A 15,089-nucleotide genomic window follows, 5' to 3' on the forward strand; every position below is an offset into this window, starting at 1 on the left:
CCTAATCGATGCACTAGTCGCGTACGGTTAAAAAGCGCAAAAGATTCGAGTCGCAATAGTTTTCGGTATCCAACACCAATCGCTCTTGCATCAACTGCAATTGATGCGTGAAAAACATCACCACAATGCTGATTACCAGGGCGATAAACGTAGAGTTAAACGCGACACCCAGACTCACGGTAACGCCAGCGATATCGCCTTCTACGGCCTTGTGGGCCTGGCCCAGGGCTTCACCAATACCGCGTACAGTTCCGATAAATCCGATCGAAGGAATGGCCCAGGCGATGTAGCGAATCATCGCCAGTTCACTGTCTAGACGGTCGGATTCGGTCTCACAGGTTTCGCGCACGGCGTTGGCGGCATCGGTAACGCTTTTTGAGGAATCAAAGCGTTGCAACGCTTTAAGGAGTGACCGCGGTAATAGCATGGCCTGTTGAGTGATCGGTAGCGATTGAATGGGGCGCGATAGGTCGCGAGCGTCTTCGGGCAAAATGGTTACGCCTTCGCGTAAATTCAAAATAGAGGCTTGCAGCAGTTTGCGCTCAGACATCACTTCGCGGGCCTTGTACCCCATAATGGCCAGCGCCCAGAGCATTAAGATAAAACACGCCTCTTGTTCGTAATCTTTTAACACCACAAACAGTGAGCGTTCGGTGACAAACGCTTCACCTTGTTCTTGCAGTTCCATTTGATGCTGCACAATGGCTTCGGCTTGGGGGCGAACCAGGGTTACGTATACAGCATGAACCAAAATCGCCGCCGTAATCAGCGCAAATAATTGATACAAAAATTCGGTTGAGGCATTGCGCTTCATAAATCTTCCTTAAATGTCCGTCGGAAATGACACCGATAAATCTTCAGAGATTTCTTCCGTTGGAACAAACCCTGGGTCATTGTCGGTTTTGGCTGAGTCGTCGTTTTCTGTTTCCGCTTGTTGCTCGGCGTTTGGTGTTACTGCTGATGCATCGTTACTGTCTGCGCTGGTTTGTGCGTGTACAGATTGCGCAACCAGCAGACTGCTTAGAACACACAAAGTCGTGATTCTTTTCATTAACAGTATAGATTTGATGAAATTGTTAATCATGATGTTATTCCAAGAAGCGTGCGATTCTAAAACCTATGGTGCGTTTAGGATCATTGCCGTAGTCGCGATAAGACAGGCGCAAATCGGTGATACCGCCGCTGGACCAACTCGCTCCGCGAATCACGTGATAGTCGCCTTCGCTCGGGCCGAGTGGATCAACTTCGGATTTTGCTCTGACGCCGGTGGTAATGAGATAGTAATCGTGAACCCACTCAGCTGCGTTGCCGCCGAGGTCGTAAAGTCCTAAATGGTTGGCTGGGAATTGTCCTACCGGGGCGGTAACAATGTAGCCGTCGTCGTAACTGGCTTGGATAACTCCCAAAATAGAGGCCGCAGATCGATCGCCAATATTGGCCACTTTTGCCGGTGGCGGTAGGGCATTACCCCAAGGATAGCGCAGCATATTTCCGTCTTTGAAGCGCGCAGCCCAAGACCATTCGGCCTCGGTAGGTAAGCGGTAACCGTTCGATTGGGGATTAAAGCTCACCAGTTTTCCTTCTTCGAATTCATAAAAGGGCGGTAGGTTTTCTTGCTCAGAGAGCCAATTACAAAACAGTGCGGCGTCCGTCCAGCTCACATTAACCACAGGGCGAGTGCCGTTGTCCAAACTGTTGCCAGAGACATGGCTGGAAGAATGAGATGACTTGTAGCGTTTAAATTGTTCGTTCGTGGTTTCGTGAGTTGCGAGGTAAAACGGTCGCGTTAATTGGACCTTTTTCATGGCTTCGTTAGAACGACGACCTTGCTCGCGACGAGACGCACCCATTGTGAATGTATCTTGTGGCCGGAACAGTTTTAATGTTTGCCCAGTGACGTTTTGATATTCCAATTTCACGCTTTCCCATTTTGCTTCTTCCAGGGTTTTTAAGCGTGGATTTAAATTTTGAGCCAAACCTGGGCGCGGAATAACGCTGGTGGTGAAATCAACGTAACCTTCTTTTTTGATAACGATGCGATGCTGCTTCGCCGGCAATTGCAACGACTGGTTTGCCCGTCCGCTTAAGCGACCGTCAACGTACAACAGAGCATCTTCAGGCTGCGATTTTATTTTCACTTCTCCCAATAACACGGGGAGAGAAACGTTCAGGTCAATTTCATCGCCCGATTTAATCGACACCGAACGAGAAACGGATTTATAGCCGTCTTTAAATAAACGCACGGATAATTTTTCTGCCGGATTTACGGGCGCGGAAATAGGAGTTTGGCCAACGTATTGACCATCAATGGTAACGCTGGCGCCAGAAGGCGAAGACGTTAATTTTATAAGCCCGTCGATTTTTTCCAAAACCAAGGTGCCTAAATTTTGAGGCTTCTGAGCAACGACAGAAAAGGGGTATTGTTTGTGTTTGTATCCGGTCAATCGGAGATCTAATGTTTGATCGCCTTCTAAAATTTCAACGGTGCTGGGTGTGGTGCCAATAAGTTGTTCATTTAAATAAATTTCAGCACCCGTGGGTAAGCTATCTAATTTTACGTCTGCCCAGGCAGGCTCTAAGGTGAGTTCTAGGTTTTGTTCTTTCTTTCGACCTTCAACATTGATTTCGCCTGAGGTCGGTTGATAGCGTTGCGTGGTGATGCTGTAGGTGTGATTTCCAGCGGCGATGTCGGCAATTAAACCATCGGCAACTGTGACTTCATTGCCGTCGATAAAAACCTCTGCTTCTACTTCGGGATTTAATACTAAACGAATGTCGCCAGGCAACGGCGTTAACTGAATTTCGGTGGTTTGGTTGTCTTCATCGGTCACGGTGAATTCAGAGGTGTAGGTGTAGAACTCATCGTGGGAGGCTTCTAGCGTGTATTGACCGGGAAGTAATAGAAAACTCTCGCCAATTTTTAAATGAAAACCACCGGATAAATACACGTCGGACTCTGGCGGGTTTGGGTAGACAATTAACGAGCGGGCGGTTACTAAATACCAACCAATACCAGCAATCACCAAAAATAAGGCAAGTAAAAAAATGTGTACGGGTTTTATTGGTGATTTATTTTTCTGTACTGCGGTGACCGTTGGTGTAAATTCGGCCGCTTGGAGGCGTTTGATGGGTTTTTGCTGTTCCATAAATTCATTCGTGGGGAATTAATTTTATTTATTGGCGAATATTACTCGAATTTTTCGCGCTCAAATCTCACATTTATATTGCCTAGTCTGGCGCTGCGATTTTTAGGCGATGGTATTTGCGCTATAGGCTCGCAATTTTTTCCTCACATTGAATTCTCACAATGGGCGATTGATTAGACGGTGATACCGTAAAGACTTTTCTCACATCGCGATATCCGGGACGCGAGCCAACAACGGTGTATTTCCCCGGTTTAAGTGCCATAGAGTGCTGCTCAAAATTACCCAACTGGCCGATGCGGTAGAGTGTTACTTGGGTTTCGTTATCGGATTGAAAACGCACGGTAATGGGCGTTTGTGCTACTGCTAGAGCCTGGGTTAATTGGCTAATTTGTCCCGATAATTTCGGTCCGGCATCGGGAATGGCATTGGCGTCCGCGAGTACAGTTCTCGCCTGTTGAGAGACGTTATTGTCTGAAAGTCGAAGCGGGTCGGACAATAACGCTTGCATCGATTCGTCTAATTTTAAGCGAGCCTGGGCTTTGATTTTACCAATTTTCGCGTCGATTAAATTTGCGTCGAGGGCTAATGCTTTATCGTAGGCTCCGATGGCGTCTTGCCAATTTTCGCCACTGGCGGATTGTTGCGCCGATACCAAATGTCGATTAAGGGTGGATTGCGTTTGATTATTTTGGGCTTGCAGCAGTGCCGATTTTGCGTCGGCGGCGTTGGGTTTGAGTTTTAACGCTGCTTTAAAGGCGGTAATGGCTGAGCTGTAACGATTGCTGTCTAGCGCTGTGTAACCGTCTGACATTTTTTCGGCAAAATCTCTGTCGAGCAACACCAGAGATAAACTGTTTAACTCATCTTTAACAAGACTTGATTGGGAATCTAAGGTTTTTGCCTCGTTGAGTTTTTCTAAAGCAAACTCCCATTCGTTTTGCTGCTGTAATTGTTTTGAGACTTTGATTAAATCGAGAACCTGCTCTAGGTTATTGGCTCGTTCTAATGCCGCTTCGACATCTTTATCGTTGGGTTTTATGGCAAGTGCTAAATCGAGATTTTCAACGGATGCAACCGGATCGTGTTGTTCGAGAGCGTCCAAACCGGCTTTGCGCTTTTCTTCAAATACTAAATCTTTTTTAGCAACCAGCGCTTCGAACTGCTGCAAGCTGGTGTTGTAATTGGTTTTGGCTTGTTCGAATTCGCGGTCGCGATAGAAATTATCGCCTTCGGCCGCCGTTGCCATTGCCTCGGCAAAACCGTCGGCTTCCCAGCGATTCACACTCGCGGCTTCTAAAGCGCGCTGCTGATCTAGAATTTTCGCCAAGATGTCTTGCGCTTCGCGCCGTTGTTTGGCCAGTTGCGCTTCGCTCCACGGAGATTCCAATGATTTACCGGAAGCAGCGGTTGCGGCGGCGGATTCCGAACTGTTGGTAACAACGGCTTCTTCTTTTTGTTGGCTTGGGGGCGACACCAGTGTGGGTAACCAAAACACAACCAATACCAATAAAACGACCAATAACACCAGCGGTATGAGTGTTTTAGGATCTTGCCACCAGTGTTTCTCTGGTGCGGTCATCACTGGCGATTGCGCCCAGGGAGCCGGTTCTATTTTTTTATCGTTTGGAGTATTTGAATTTAGGTCGCTCATTGTGTCCCTAACTTACCGCCTTTCAGTGACATCAACTTAGAGCCTGTTGACACTAATTTGATTGGTTCTACTGTTTAAAAAAGTTTTCGATATGGCGGAGTGAATATTCTTGGGTTATTTACGCTTAAGTAATTTTTTTGATTAATATTGAGTCAATAAAAAATTATTTAATGACCCAACCCTAGTAAAATCAACTAAAGCAAAACCCGCTCAAACGAAACGTTGGATACAATCGCAACGTTACAATAATCACTCAGCGCCATATTGTTGTGTTCGATAAAGTAGCGTTTTTAAACCAACAGAATGACTCAAATTGATGTCAATAAAATCTAAGGTGCAACGCCACCGGTTTCTATGTCGTAGATGTCTCTTAGAATTCTGCGCCATTGGTCGTATTGGTTTTCAACACTACCTTCTAGAGTAATGGTTCTGTCTTCAAGTTCAAAGTAATGAGACTCAACTTCTGAACCCAACGATTCGCCCAATTCTCGCAGCGCTTCAACGTGCAGTTTACTGTTTGCACGACGATCAAAGCCTTCTTTGATTAAGTAACCACCACCGACAACGGCAACTGAGCCAGCTGCGCGTGCACTGCTGTTGGAAGAACCCGCTGCCAACACACCGCCAACAACCGATGCGACACCGGCAATGGTTTGACCGAGCGCTTGCGAACGTAATTTTCGCACTTCAATGGCTTCGGAATAACTTTGGCTGCGCCACTCTTGATAAGGGTTTTCCATTTCTTTAACGAAGGTGCCGTAGTATTCTTGAAGTGTGTCGATAAAGAGGTAATCGCGTTCGCGAATTGTGCGAATACGTTCCAACATTGGGTCATCGTCGGCAGGCAGTCGATTGATGGTATACAAACCTTGTTGATCTACACTGACGTGATTGTTAAACGCTTCGGGAGAAAAATCGCGCGCAAATTTTAATTCTGTTACTAAACGAATTCTGCGCACGTAATCGGCGGATAAGTTGCGTTTGTGGACTAATAAATCATTCGCAATTTCATTATAAACACTCGAGAACGGGTCGCGCCGAACGCGGGCGGCGGGATCGTAGCTGTAGCGGCTGGCTTTTTGGCTGTACTCTTTGCTAAACCATTTTTCACCCGTGGCATCGAATGCGTTCACTTTAAGGATTAACAATTCGCCATCGGATGAACCGATTTCTCCGGTTACCGTGACATCCACGGCCGCTTGATCGTTAGGCACAACACGCACCGCACCCCAGGCGGCGCTGCGTTGCATGGCTTCCATCAGTTGAACAGGGAAATATTGCGATTCGGCTTTTCGAATTTCTGGGAAAACCGGAATAACCGATTGCGATTCTAAGTCTAAACCCGGATCAAAAATAACGATGCCCACATCGAGTAACTCGCTTTCGGGAATACTCGCGTTTTCAACTTCCAACGGTGTTTGTGCCGTCGACTTAACCACCTTATTGGCGCACCCTGTCAGTAATGCAAAAACGACGCTGGCGATTAAGACGGTTCCTAATTTAAGACAATGAGTTAACGATTTCATTGGTCAATCCGATTCATCAAAAGTGATTGTTTGCCTAGGGCCTGTTATGGCTTGCCTTATTTAATGATTAATTTGTCCAAAACAGAAAACTAAGTGATTTATTTTTTCTGATTTTTGTATTTTCGGTACTCTTCCCAAAGAGCTTCGCGCAATTGTGGGTCGGTTTCTTTTTCCGCGGCTTCACGAATTTGTCGGGCAACCACGTCGTCGTCATCACCGCTCGGGATGTCGGCCGGTGGCGGTGCTGAAACTCGTGTATTTTCAAAATCCCCTTGGCGGTTGTCTCCGGGGCCTTCTGGACGATAACCGCCGCCGGAAGAACTGGTTTCATAGGCGCTGCCAGGGCCTTCTTGTTCTGCTTGTGAACTGCCGCCTGGGCCGCCTGCTTCTTCAAACAGTGGGCCTTCGTAATCTTCTAAGTCGTCTTCACTACCGGCTTGGTTTCGGCGGTTGGCGATGTACTCTCGCTCTTTGAGAATAAAACCGTCGTAGTCGCTGACGCTGCCCTGAAAGATGGCTTCTTTAGCGGCGACTTCTTCTGCAGCGCTGCGGCCTGAGCCACCAGTACCGACGGTGCCACCGGGTGCATTTTCTTCGCCGGAACTGTTGCCGCCGCCCGAGGTTTCTTCGGAGAAGTCGATCTCGTCACTTTCCGGACCATTGCCAGCGGAGGGCGCTTGGTCTTCGGGGAAGTTATCGTTTTCACCTGGAAAACCGGATTCGCCTGAATTGGAGGTTTCACTGGCTGATCCTGCGGTGGGAGCCGTACCTTCTGAAAACACGTCGGTTCCCGGTAATTCAACGCCGTTGGTCGATACCGAGACACTGGGTTGGCCGCCGCTTTGGCCTGTTGAACTGCTGGTTGAGGGGGAACTACTGGATGAAGACGAGCTTGACGATGATCTGCTCGAAGACGGTTGGCCCGGAGCACTGGGTTGTCGAGACTGACTCGACGCGGTTGAGGGTGATTGACTGGGTGAGCCACTGGACGATGGTTGACTCGCAGGTGAAGCACTGCCAGAGGAAGAGCTGCTCGGCGGATTAGGCGTCGATGACTGTTGCTGACTTTGGGCACCACAACCGGCCAGAATAACGGCAGTGATGACTGAAAGACTCATTATTCTAACGCGTTTTGAGCTCATTAATTTCCCCTAAACCAAAAAAGGTAATTGCGCAGCATAGAAGCAGCGTCTTCGATGCCAGATTAGGTGCGGATATTCAATGCTCTTTGAATTGATATCTATAAACTAATCTATGGTTGGCATCAATAGTTGTTTGTGTTGAAACCGGTGTACCTCACGAATTGTTGTTTAACCGCTGAAAACAACAACGCTTACGCTTAAGCATAGGTGATGAACATTTACCAAAGCTTAATATAGGAACCTTTGGTTTTAACGATTTCATCCATTATAAATTTGTTAATTTTTCGTTTTGACTCAAACGAGGATAGATAGTTTGTCGATCTCTACCAAATACGTCAGGAAAGTGGTGCTCAGTTTGACTCAATGACTGAAACTCTTGAATTTCCTTTTGCGGAATAACTGACGGCTTATAGAAAAAGACCCTGTTCAGTGAAATTTCCGCAAAAGGTGAATGGCGGCTAGCTTTTTTTCGGGAATACGTAGCGGTGTACTAACCCTTCGGTTTTGACTGCCTTGCCGTCCTCATAGCGCGGTCTGAATTTCGCCGATTTCAAGGCGCGACGAATATTCACACGCAACCCCACGCTGTCGCTCGGTTCAGATTCGATAATATCGATATTTCGGGTTTGACCGCGCTCGTTAACATCGAATTTCACTAACACGTAATCGTGAGGTTCGTTGTTGTCGAACACCTCGGTTTCAAATACCGGCAGATCAGGCAGTGCCACTGGCTTGCTGAACAGGTCGCGTGCAGTCTGGGCAAGGGGTTCGTGGCTGTCATTTTTTAGCACTAACGAAAGCGCAGATTCGTATTCTTTTTGCGCGGAATTTGGCAGATTAAACATCGTGTACCAATCGCCCAATTGCACCTGAGCCACCATGACTTCTACCGGATCTGTGCCTTCGTTTTTCTCGAAGATATCCAAAATTTTCAACATCGCAGTTTTGCCGCTGTAATACGAATTGCGGGCAAATTGCTCCAGCCTGGCTCTGCGTTCTGCTTCTGCTGCGTTGCTTGGACCGGTTGATATTGTGGCTTTTTGCTGGATTTGGTCGAGTGTTAGAGTCGCGAAGTAATAATTAGAAATGGCTATGCCACGCAATGGATTGATTAAGCGCGTGTCGTTTTCGCCAAAGTTGGTGCTGATCAAGGATACCGAAGACTGCAACAGCGAGTAGGCATTCAATAAATGCGAGGCAACAGGGCCTCGATTAAGCGAGTAGGCGTTGAGATGCCAGGAGCTTAACTTTTCCAAAATTGGCAGCATTCTCGGATCGTCTTGACCGAAGTTGCGCTGGTGTAACCAAAATAGGTGCTCGTGGCGTTTGCTGGCTTCGCCCCAATCACCGACGGCAATGTGGCTTTGTATTGCCTGCTCGATCATGGGAGCTTGGCTTAAATCGTACAGCCCGCCGTTAATTCTCTGTACATGTATGGCGCGGTTAAATACGGTCAATGCTTCTTCGTGTAGGCCGTCGTTTTGGTACTGAGTGGCAAGAGATTGTAAATGCTCACTTAAACCCGCGCCGAATGGTCCTTGCTCTGATTCAATGCGCTGAATTTGTTTTTCAACGGAAGCAGAATCAATGACTGTTTCTGATTCGGTAAAGCTTGTCGAGTCAGTAAGATCGTTCGGTGCAACCTCGGCAGCAGATGACAGTGAATAACCGGCAATCATCAGGAGGCAAAAAACAAAATTGACGCTTTTGTATAAATTGTTGCTTGTATAAGTGTTGCTTGTATTAATATTGATAGTAGGCAGTGAACGAATCATAGGTCAAAGAGCCCATACTCTGAGTTGAAGTCTTCTTTTACGTTCAAACGGGGCGCATGAGTTACAAAAAAATAATATTCGAAAAACTGAATGTGTCTTGACGTGTTTTTGAAATGCTAACTTTTGCACCAACAGTAAAACCTTAAAAGATGAACGCTTCTTATTTCGTTGTCTATTGATAAAGGGTGTTTTTCATTCCAAACTGCTGTGTAATTTCTAACATATTGTTGGAAATGCGAAAACCGTCACTTTTAAATACAAACCGATTAAATCATCAAATTTGTTTAAATTGATCCGTACCTGTTACGGAAAGTGTCAACCATTAATTATGCGCGGCTGATATTGCGCTTGTATGCATTAGTTGGCGAGTAAATTGAATGCAAGTCGCAATTTTTTATTGGCGCGATAGGCGTGTATCAGTTTTTCGTGCACGTTAAATCAACGATTGCTTATTTATTCTGAGTTCGTGTTTTTGTTTTGTTGTTGTAGCAGAGCCTCAAAATTTACGCCTGAATCAGAAAAATCTGATTGGCTTGAGTCTTTTTGGCGGTCGCCAGAGGTCCCTTAAGTGTAGTGCCAAATTTGCTCGCCAGAAGTGAAATTGTAAGATATCTAATCCAATAAATTGTTTTGAAACACTCAAATAATTGGGAATATTGATTCTTTTTCTATCACTACTCGCAAAAACAATAAAAAATTTATAACAGAAAGAAGTACTTGGTTAATTTTCGATATTTCAAGCGTGACCTATTAGCTATCAGACAACAATAATCTGAAAATGTTGTCTCGCGATTGCACCTATTCGATCGGTATTAAAATTCAACTGTGATGAATTTTAAGCGATGTAATACAGTGTACTTTTATATTTATCGCGCACCCATTTAATGCATAATTTCTGCACCGTTACATACCCTGCCAAGCTAATCCACTAACCTTCTCATCGACCTGCTTTTGAAGTTCTTTAAGCAAATAGCAAAGATAATTATGTCGGGTTCGAGCACTTAACCGTATCGCCTGAAACTGAGGTTATTGGCTGACGTTGGCTTACCAAAAGTTGTCTTAGTTAGACGCTTTATCGAACAAATCGGTTTGATTAATCGATGACACAAACCGGTACCCGTTCATCGACTTGCCAGGCGGCTGTGGTATATTGCGGTGCGATTTTGGAAAGGAATTTGAAAAGTTAAGCCGTCATGACCAAGAAAATAGAAGAAGTATCCGTTCAAAATGTCGAAGAAGTAGTACTTAGCTTTAGTTGTAAGGATCAACCGGGCATTGTTGCTGCTGTTGCCAACATGTTTACCCTTCAAGGGTTCAATATTATTGAATCTTCTCAATTTGAAGACCCGGACTCCGATAAATTCTTCATGAGAACCGTGTTAAGTTCTTGTGAAGGTACAAAAAACCTCGCGCAAGTACGTTCTGCCTTCGAGCCTCTAGCAACTCGCTATGAAATGGACTGGGAAATTCACGACTATTGCTACAAGCCCAAGGTCTTGATTGCGGTTTCTCAGTGGGGCCACTGTTTGGAACACCTACTAAATTCATGGAAACGCGGTGTATTGCCAGTTGACGTTGTTGGTGTGGTGTCGAATCACGAAGTAATGCGTTCTCTGTGCGATTGGTACGAAGTGCCGTATCACTACTTACCGGTTAATAAAGAAACCAAGCCGCAGCAAGAGCAAGAGATTTTAGAACTGATGGAATCGACAGCGGCAGATTTCCTAGTGCTAGCGCGTTATATGCAAATTTTGTCTGACAACCTTTGCCAAAAGCTCAAAGGCCGCGCAATTAATATTCATCATTCATTTCTTCCAGGATTTAAAGGCGCCCGTCCTTATCACCAAGCGTTTAAACGCGGCGTAAAACTGATTGGTGCCACGGCTCACTACGTTACCTCAGATTTGGATGAAGGACCAATCATTGAACAATCGGTCGAGCGTGTTTCCCACGCGAATTCTGCTGAAGAAATGGTGGAAATTGGTCGAGACGTCGAACGCGTGGTGCTAAATCGTGCTGTGCTGTGGCACGCTCAACACAGAGTTTTATTAAACGGCGATAAAACTGTCGTTTTTAGTCGTTAATTTTCCTACCTCGCTGCATTAAGCAAGGTTTTTAATCGTAAAAACCTTGCTCATTAAAAACCAACCCAAAACAAGGAGTGCTCACTGTGGGTATTGGGTTAATTGTCATTGGCGATGAAATTCTCTCGGGGCGAAGAACCGATAAACACCTTGGTAATTTAATTAATTTGCTGAAACCGCGTGGATTGGTGTTGAGCTGGGTAAAAATTCTCTCCGATGATCGCGAGTTATTATTAAACACCTTTAAAGACAGTTTTAACGGTGCAGATTATGTGTTTAGCACAGGTGGTATTGGCAGCACTCCCGATGATTTAACGCGTGGCGTTGTTGCACAAGCTCTGGGTTTACCACTTGTGCAACATCCCGTTGGTGTACAGTTATTGGAAGAATTTGCTCGTGACCATAATCGTGAGCTTTTACCGCACCATTATCAAATGATTGAATTTCCTGACGGTGCAGACGTTATTCCAAACACTGTCAATAAAATCCCCGGTTTCGCGATCAATAATCACTTTTTTACACCCGGTTTTCCGTCGATGGCCGAATCCATGATGGAATGGGTACTTGATAACAAACTCAGTCACCTTGTGGATAAAAACTACGTTGAGAAAAATATTTTAGTGATTGGTGCCATCGAAAGCGCGGTTACACCGTTGATGGAAGAGTTAGTCAGTAAATACCCAGAGCTGAAATTATTCAGTTTACCGATGGTGGTTGGTGGAACGCGTAAGATCGAATTAGGATTAAAAGGTAATGCTGAAAAAGTCAGTTTAGCAATGAACGAATTAATTGCAGGTGTTACTGCGATGGGGTACGAGTACGAATAACCAGGCTATTAATTAAGTCAGTATTCTTAACATTGTAGAGTTATTACCAAAAGCGCAGTTTCTAGACAGAGGCTGCGCTTTTTTGCTTTCTGAGTGCGACTTTTATGCAAAAGTGTTCACCAACTAAAAAAGAGCGACAGCCTTAGATTCTGGTGTGACTGGCTATTTATGTGTTGGCCTTTAAGATGAATCTCAGTGAGTCAGTTGCAGATGCGCCGACACAATGGTAGAACTTATAAAAATACTTATAAACATGGATAACCGTATGACTTTTAAAGCATTGATCGCTTCGGTAAGTTTTTTATTGTTAGCAGGGTGTGCGACAAATAATCAATTTGTTGTGGCTGAGTATGAAAAAATCGTTGAAGAAAAATTTCCGCCTATTTCTGTTTATTATCAAACGCCACCGGATGAATTGCGTCAATTTTGTAATGTATACAAAGAAAAGTCGGCACTTCATGACTGCTTTACGAATATTATTGATTTAGAAAATTTTTACGATGAATTTAATGATTCTAAATTATTCGAAAACGTTTATTACGCTGAAAAAGACGTTGATTTTAAAGTGCTTATTAGTACTGCCAATTACTACCACAGCAGTGGTGCAGATTTGGGCAGGGCTGCTATCGCTGGCGCCACATTATTATTGGCACCATTAACTAATCCTCAAGACATTAAAGTCGAAGCAGCCATTACCTGGAAAGATCACGTCATCCAGCGTTATCAATACGACATTCCTTTCACCGCAAAAGCCAGCTTATTCAGTACTAATCGCAACCCTGAATCGGATATGGCAAAAAGCATTGCCTCTTATTTAATGAAAAGCTTTCAAGAATCTGAGGTATTTACGCCGGAATTTTTAAGTAAAGAAATTGAATCCAGTAATTACAGTGACGAACTTACGTTGCCCGAATTTGTGGGGGAGTATCAGTTCAGTGAAGATATTATTTTCCACAACCCTCTTAACGGTGTGGTTAATCGATATACCCATCAAGAATTTTTATTCGATTACGTTGATGTGTTTGTCTATCCAGTTCGACATTGGGATCTCAATAACGGCAAAGCATTGATTGAACGTGAAATTGGAATTATTAAAAACGAAATTGATTTATTGTTGCAAGAATCCAATTCTTCAAAGGCGGAGTTTGACGAGCCCGAATTTTATTCAGTGAATAGTATCGAAGGAAAAGTCTCTTTTGCCGCTTTGTCTGGTGATTACTTAACAGAAGAAAAACAACGCTATAAAACCGTGATCTATTTGTACCAGGAAGAAGATAAATTTATTAAGTTTCGTTCAACGTTTGAAGCCGACGCAGCTTTAGGTCGTCAAATAAAAACTTTTGTTGATGAAGTTGCAGGTAAAATCCAAGTGCCGGAAGAGTCATTGTTTATGGCTCAGATTCGCCAATCTTGGCGAGAAAATGCATTGGAGCCGTTGTGATTTAAACGAGTCATCAACTGGCCTAATGCTTTAGAGAAAATTTACAACAAAAAAAGCCTTCGAAATATCGAAGGCTTAGCAGGGGGAAAATAACGTCTTTATCAACGTTACAATAAGAGTTAGGTGAGGCTCTTATTGCTGTGGGTTGTTATTAGAATGATTTGGCAACCCAAACCCAGACTTTGTCGGTATCAACGGCAATGTCGTCTGCGCTGTAGAACGCAGCTTTAATACCGGCGGAGTATTTTTTACCGAATTTAAATGCGTATTGAAGATCCAGCTCGCTGCCTGCATCAGAGATTGCTGCACTGTCTTCGTCAACGTCAAATTCATGGTAAATCACGGTAGCGGTTCCCGGACCAATTTTGCCAGAGAGGCTTACGTAGGTATCTTCAAGACCTTGTGCAGGCGTACCTAGGAAGATATCAGCCCAACCATTGAATTTATGCAACGTGGCTAACGGGGTTGAGAAACCAAATTGGCCATCGTCAGAACCCAGTAATTCGTAACCCAGTTTAGCGGTAACGCCAGATACTTTTACGCCGCCTTCTAAGAATAGGTAGTCGGCATCAAAATCGGTGTCGGTTTCTTGTGTTGCGTATTCTGCGTGGTACAAGAATTTCGCATCGCCAATTGGTGCAGAACCTTTTAGGCTGATACCGTAGGTGTCTAACTCAGAATCGTTCTCTTCGTTTTCAAGCAGGTAAGCGTAACCGGTTACTTTACCAATTGGGGTTTTGAAGCTTGCGTTACCGATAAAATCTTCAGAGTTAATGTCTGCGTCTTCAGCAAAAATACGGTTGCGGTTATCGATAAACGCACCAGTCAGAGTAATGCCGTCGGCAGGTTTGGCAACTACGGTTAACGCATCAAAAGTTTGACGATCTTGTCTCCAACCTACGTGACCAATAAAACGGTGGCCGTCTAGGGTAAATACTTGGCGACCTAATTTTGCGGTGATTTTATCGGTGCTGTATTTAAGGAAACCTTGGTCCAATTCTGTGGTTTCTGGATCGGCGATCACAGAAAATTCACCTGTTTGGAAGCCAGAAGGCGGTACTGAAAATTCGTCTTCTCCAAGGACTACTCGGCTGTCTTCAATTTCAACGGTGGCAGACCAGCCGTTTACCTCAGCGGTATTAAAGCCAATACGGGTGCGCAGGGTTAATGCACTTGCGTCATCCAAGGCATTGTCTTGATCTACAGTTTCGTAACGTAAACGTAGGTTACCGTAAAGATCGGCTCCTTCTAGCATTTCTGTGAGGATATCGGCTGAGGCGTTTACTGAGCCGAAGCTAGAGGCACATACGGCCAGAGCAATGAGAGATTTATTAAATTTGTTCATGTGATTTTCTCCTAACGAGTCGATTCCAGAAGTGCTAAATAAGGACTGTTCTCTGGCTTAGAAATTTTCAATTATTTTATGTGCTACTCTCAATTACTCACTAACTATTATTCATCTTAAATAATCGGGGTGATTATTTATGCAATAGTTTT

11 protein-coding genes are annotated in these 15,089 nt (G+C 44.7%); 3 read left to right on the top strand and 8 right to left on the bottom strand.

Translation table 11 applies throughout. The annotated features are described in order from the left end of the window. Positions 1 to 13 precede the first annotated feature (13 nt). The 7 genes from LU361_RS09890 to LU361_RS09920 form a co-directional block, all read right to left on the bottom strand. Entirely contained in the window at positions 14 to 814 is an 801-nt protein-coding gene (locus tag LU361_RS09890) for a MotA/TolQ/ExbB proton channel family protein (protein ID WP_233088680.1), read from the bottom strand. A gap of 9 nt (positions 815 to 823) precedes the next feature. Beyond that, the gene (locus LU361_RS09895; RefSeq protein WP_233088681.1) at positions 824 to 1,084 is read right to left on the bottom strand and encodes a hypothetical protein; all 261 of its coding nucleotides are present in this window, start codon (positions 1,082 to 1,084) and stop codon (positions 824 to 826) included. 4 nt (positions 1,085 to 1,088) lie between these two features. Next, positions 1,089 to 3,146: a PEGA domain-containing protein gene (locus LU361_RS09900; RefSeq protein WP_233088682.1), complete on the bottom strand. Its 2,058-nt coding sequence runs from the start codon at positions 3,144 to 3,146 to the stop codon at positions 1,089 to 1,091. Between the two features lie 121 nt (positions 3,147 to 3,267). Then, on the bottom strand, positions 3,268 to 4,797 hold the full coding sequence (locus LU361_RS09905) for a tetratricopeptide repeat protein (RefSeq protein ID WP_233088683.1): 1,530 nt from the start codon (positions 4,795 to 4,797) through the stop codon (positions 3,268 to 3,270). A gap of 329 nt (positions 4,798 to 5,126) precedes the next feature. Then, positions 5,127 to 6,323: a hypothetical protein gene (locus tag LU361_RS09910; RefSeq protein WP_233088684.1), complete on the bottom strand. Its 1,197-nt coding sequence runs from the start codon at positions 6,321 to 6,323 to the stop codon at positions 5,127 to 5,129. A gap of 98 nt (positions 6,324 to 6,421) precedes the next feature. Next, positions 6,422 to 7,465 (bottom strand): hypothetical protein, encoded by a 1,044-nt coding sequence (locus LU361_RS09915; protein ID WP_233088685.1) that lies wholly within the window; start codon positions 7,463 to 7,465, stop codon positions 6,422 to 6,424. A gap of 458 nt (positions 7,466 to 7,923) precedes the next feature. Then, on the bottom strand, positions 7,924 to 9,240 hold the full coding sequence (locus tag LU361_RS09920; RefSeq protein ID WP_233088686.1) for an energy transducer TonB: 1,317 nt from the start codon (positions 9,238 to 9,240) through the stop codon (positions 7,924 to 7,926). A gap of 1,193 nt (positions 9,241 to 10,433) precedes the next feature. On the opposite strand from LU361_RS09920, the gene purU reads away from it, so the two are divergent. The 3 genes from purU to LU361_RS09935 all read left to right on the top strand — a co-directional run bounded on the left by purU (position 10,434) and on the right by LU361_RS09935 (position 13,592). Next, positions 10,434 to 11,324, top strand: a complete 891-nt coding sequence (gene purU / locus LU361_RS09925; protein WP_233088687.1) for a formyltetrahydrofolate deformylase — start codon at positions 10,434 to 10,436, stop codon at positions 11,322 to 11,324. Between the two features lie 86 nt (positions 11,325 to 11,410). Next, a complete protein-coding gene (locus LU361_RS09930) occupies positions 11,411 to 12,151 on the top strand; it encodes a competence/damage-inducible protein A (RefSeq protein WP_233088688.1) in 741 nt (246 codons plus the stop codon). A 265-nt stretch (positions 12,152 to 12,416) separates the two neighbouring features. Continuing rightward, positions 12,417 to 13,592, top strand: coding sequence for a hypothetical protein (locus tag LU361_RS09935; RefSeq protein ID WP_233088689.1), 1,176 nt, complete (start codon positions 12,417 to 12,419; stop codon positions 13,590 to 13,592). 151 nt (positions 13,593 to 13,743) lie between these two features. Here the strand turns inward: LU361_RS09935 and LU361_RS09940 are convergent, their stop codons facing one another. Then, positions 13,744 to 14,937 (bottom strand): alginate export family protein, encoded by a 1,194-nt coding sequence (locus LU361_RS09940; RefSeq protein WP_233088690.1) that lies wholly within the window; start codon positions 14,935 to 14,937, stop codon positions 13,744 to 13,746. Positions 14,938 to 15,089: the final 152 nt, after the last annotated feature.

It is taken from the genome of Sessilibacter corallicola, assembly GCF_021290925.1.
Lineage (GTDB): Bacteria > Pseudomonadota > Gammaproteobacteria > Pseudomonadales > Cellvibrionaceae > Sessilibacter > Sessilibacter corallicola.

What these genes read in the sequence shown, in the direction of transcription:
- LU361_RS09895 (WP_233088681.1), bottom strand. Translation starts at nt 1,084, where the DNA reads ATGATTAACAATTTCATCAAATCTATACTGTTAATGAAAAGAATCACG.
- LU361_RS09890 (WP_233088680.1), bottom strand. Translation starts at nt 814, where the DNA reads ATGAAGCGCAATGCCTCAACCGAATTTTTGTATCAATTATTTGCGCTG.
- LU361_RS09905 (WP_233088683.1), bottom strand. Translation starts at nt 4,797, where the DNA reads ATGAGCGACCTAAATTCAAATACTCCAAACGATAAAAAAATAGAACCG.
- purU (WP_233088687.1), top strand. Translation starts at nt 10,434, where the DNA reads ATGACCAAGAAAATAGAAGAAGTATCCGTTCAAAATGTCGAAGAAGTA.
- LU361_RS09900 (WP_233088682.1), bottom strand. Translation starts at nt 3,146, where the DNA reads ATGGAACAGCAAAAACCCATCAAACGCCTCCAAGCGGCCGAATTTACA.
- LU361_RS09920 (WP_233088686.1), bottom strand. Translation starts at nt 9,240, where the DNA reads ATGATTCGTTCACTGCCTACTATCAATATTAATACAAGCAACACTTAT.
- LU361_RS09940 (WP_233088690.1), bottom strand. Translation starts at nt 14,937, where the DNA reads ATGAACAAATTTAATAAATCTCTCATTGCTCTGGCCGTATGTGCCTCT.
- LU361_RS09915 (WP_233088685.1), bottom strand. Translation starts at nt 7,465, where the DNA reads ATGAGCTCAAAACGCGTTAGAATAATGAGTCTTTCAGTCATCACTGCC.
- LU361_RS09910 (WP_233088684.1), bottom strand. Translation starts at nt 6,323, where the DNA reads ATGAAATCGTTAACTCATTGTCTTAAATTAGGAACCGTCTTAATCGCC.
- LU361_RS09935 (WP_233088689.1), top strand. Translation starts at nt 12,417, where the DNA reads ATGACTTTTAAAGCATTGATCGCTTCGGTAAGTTTTTTATTGTTAGCA.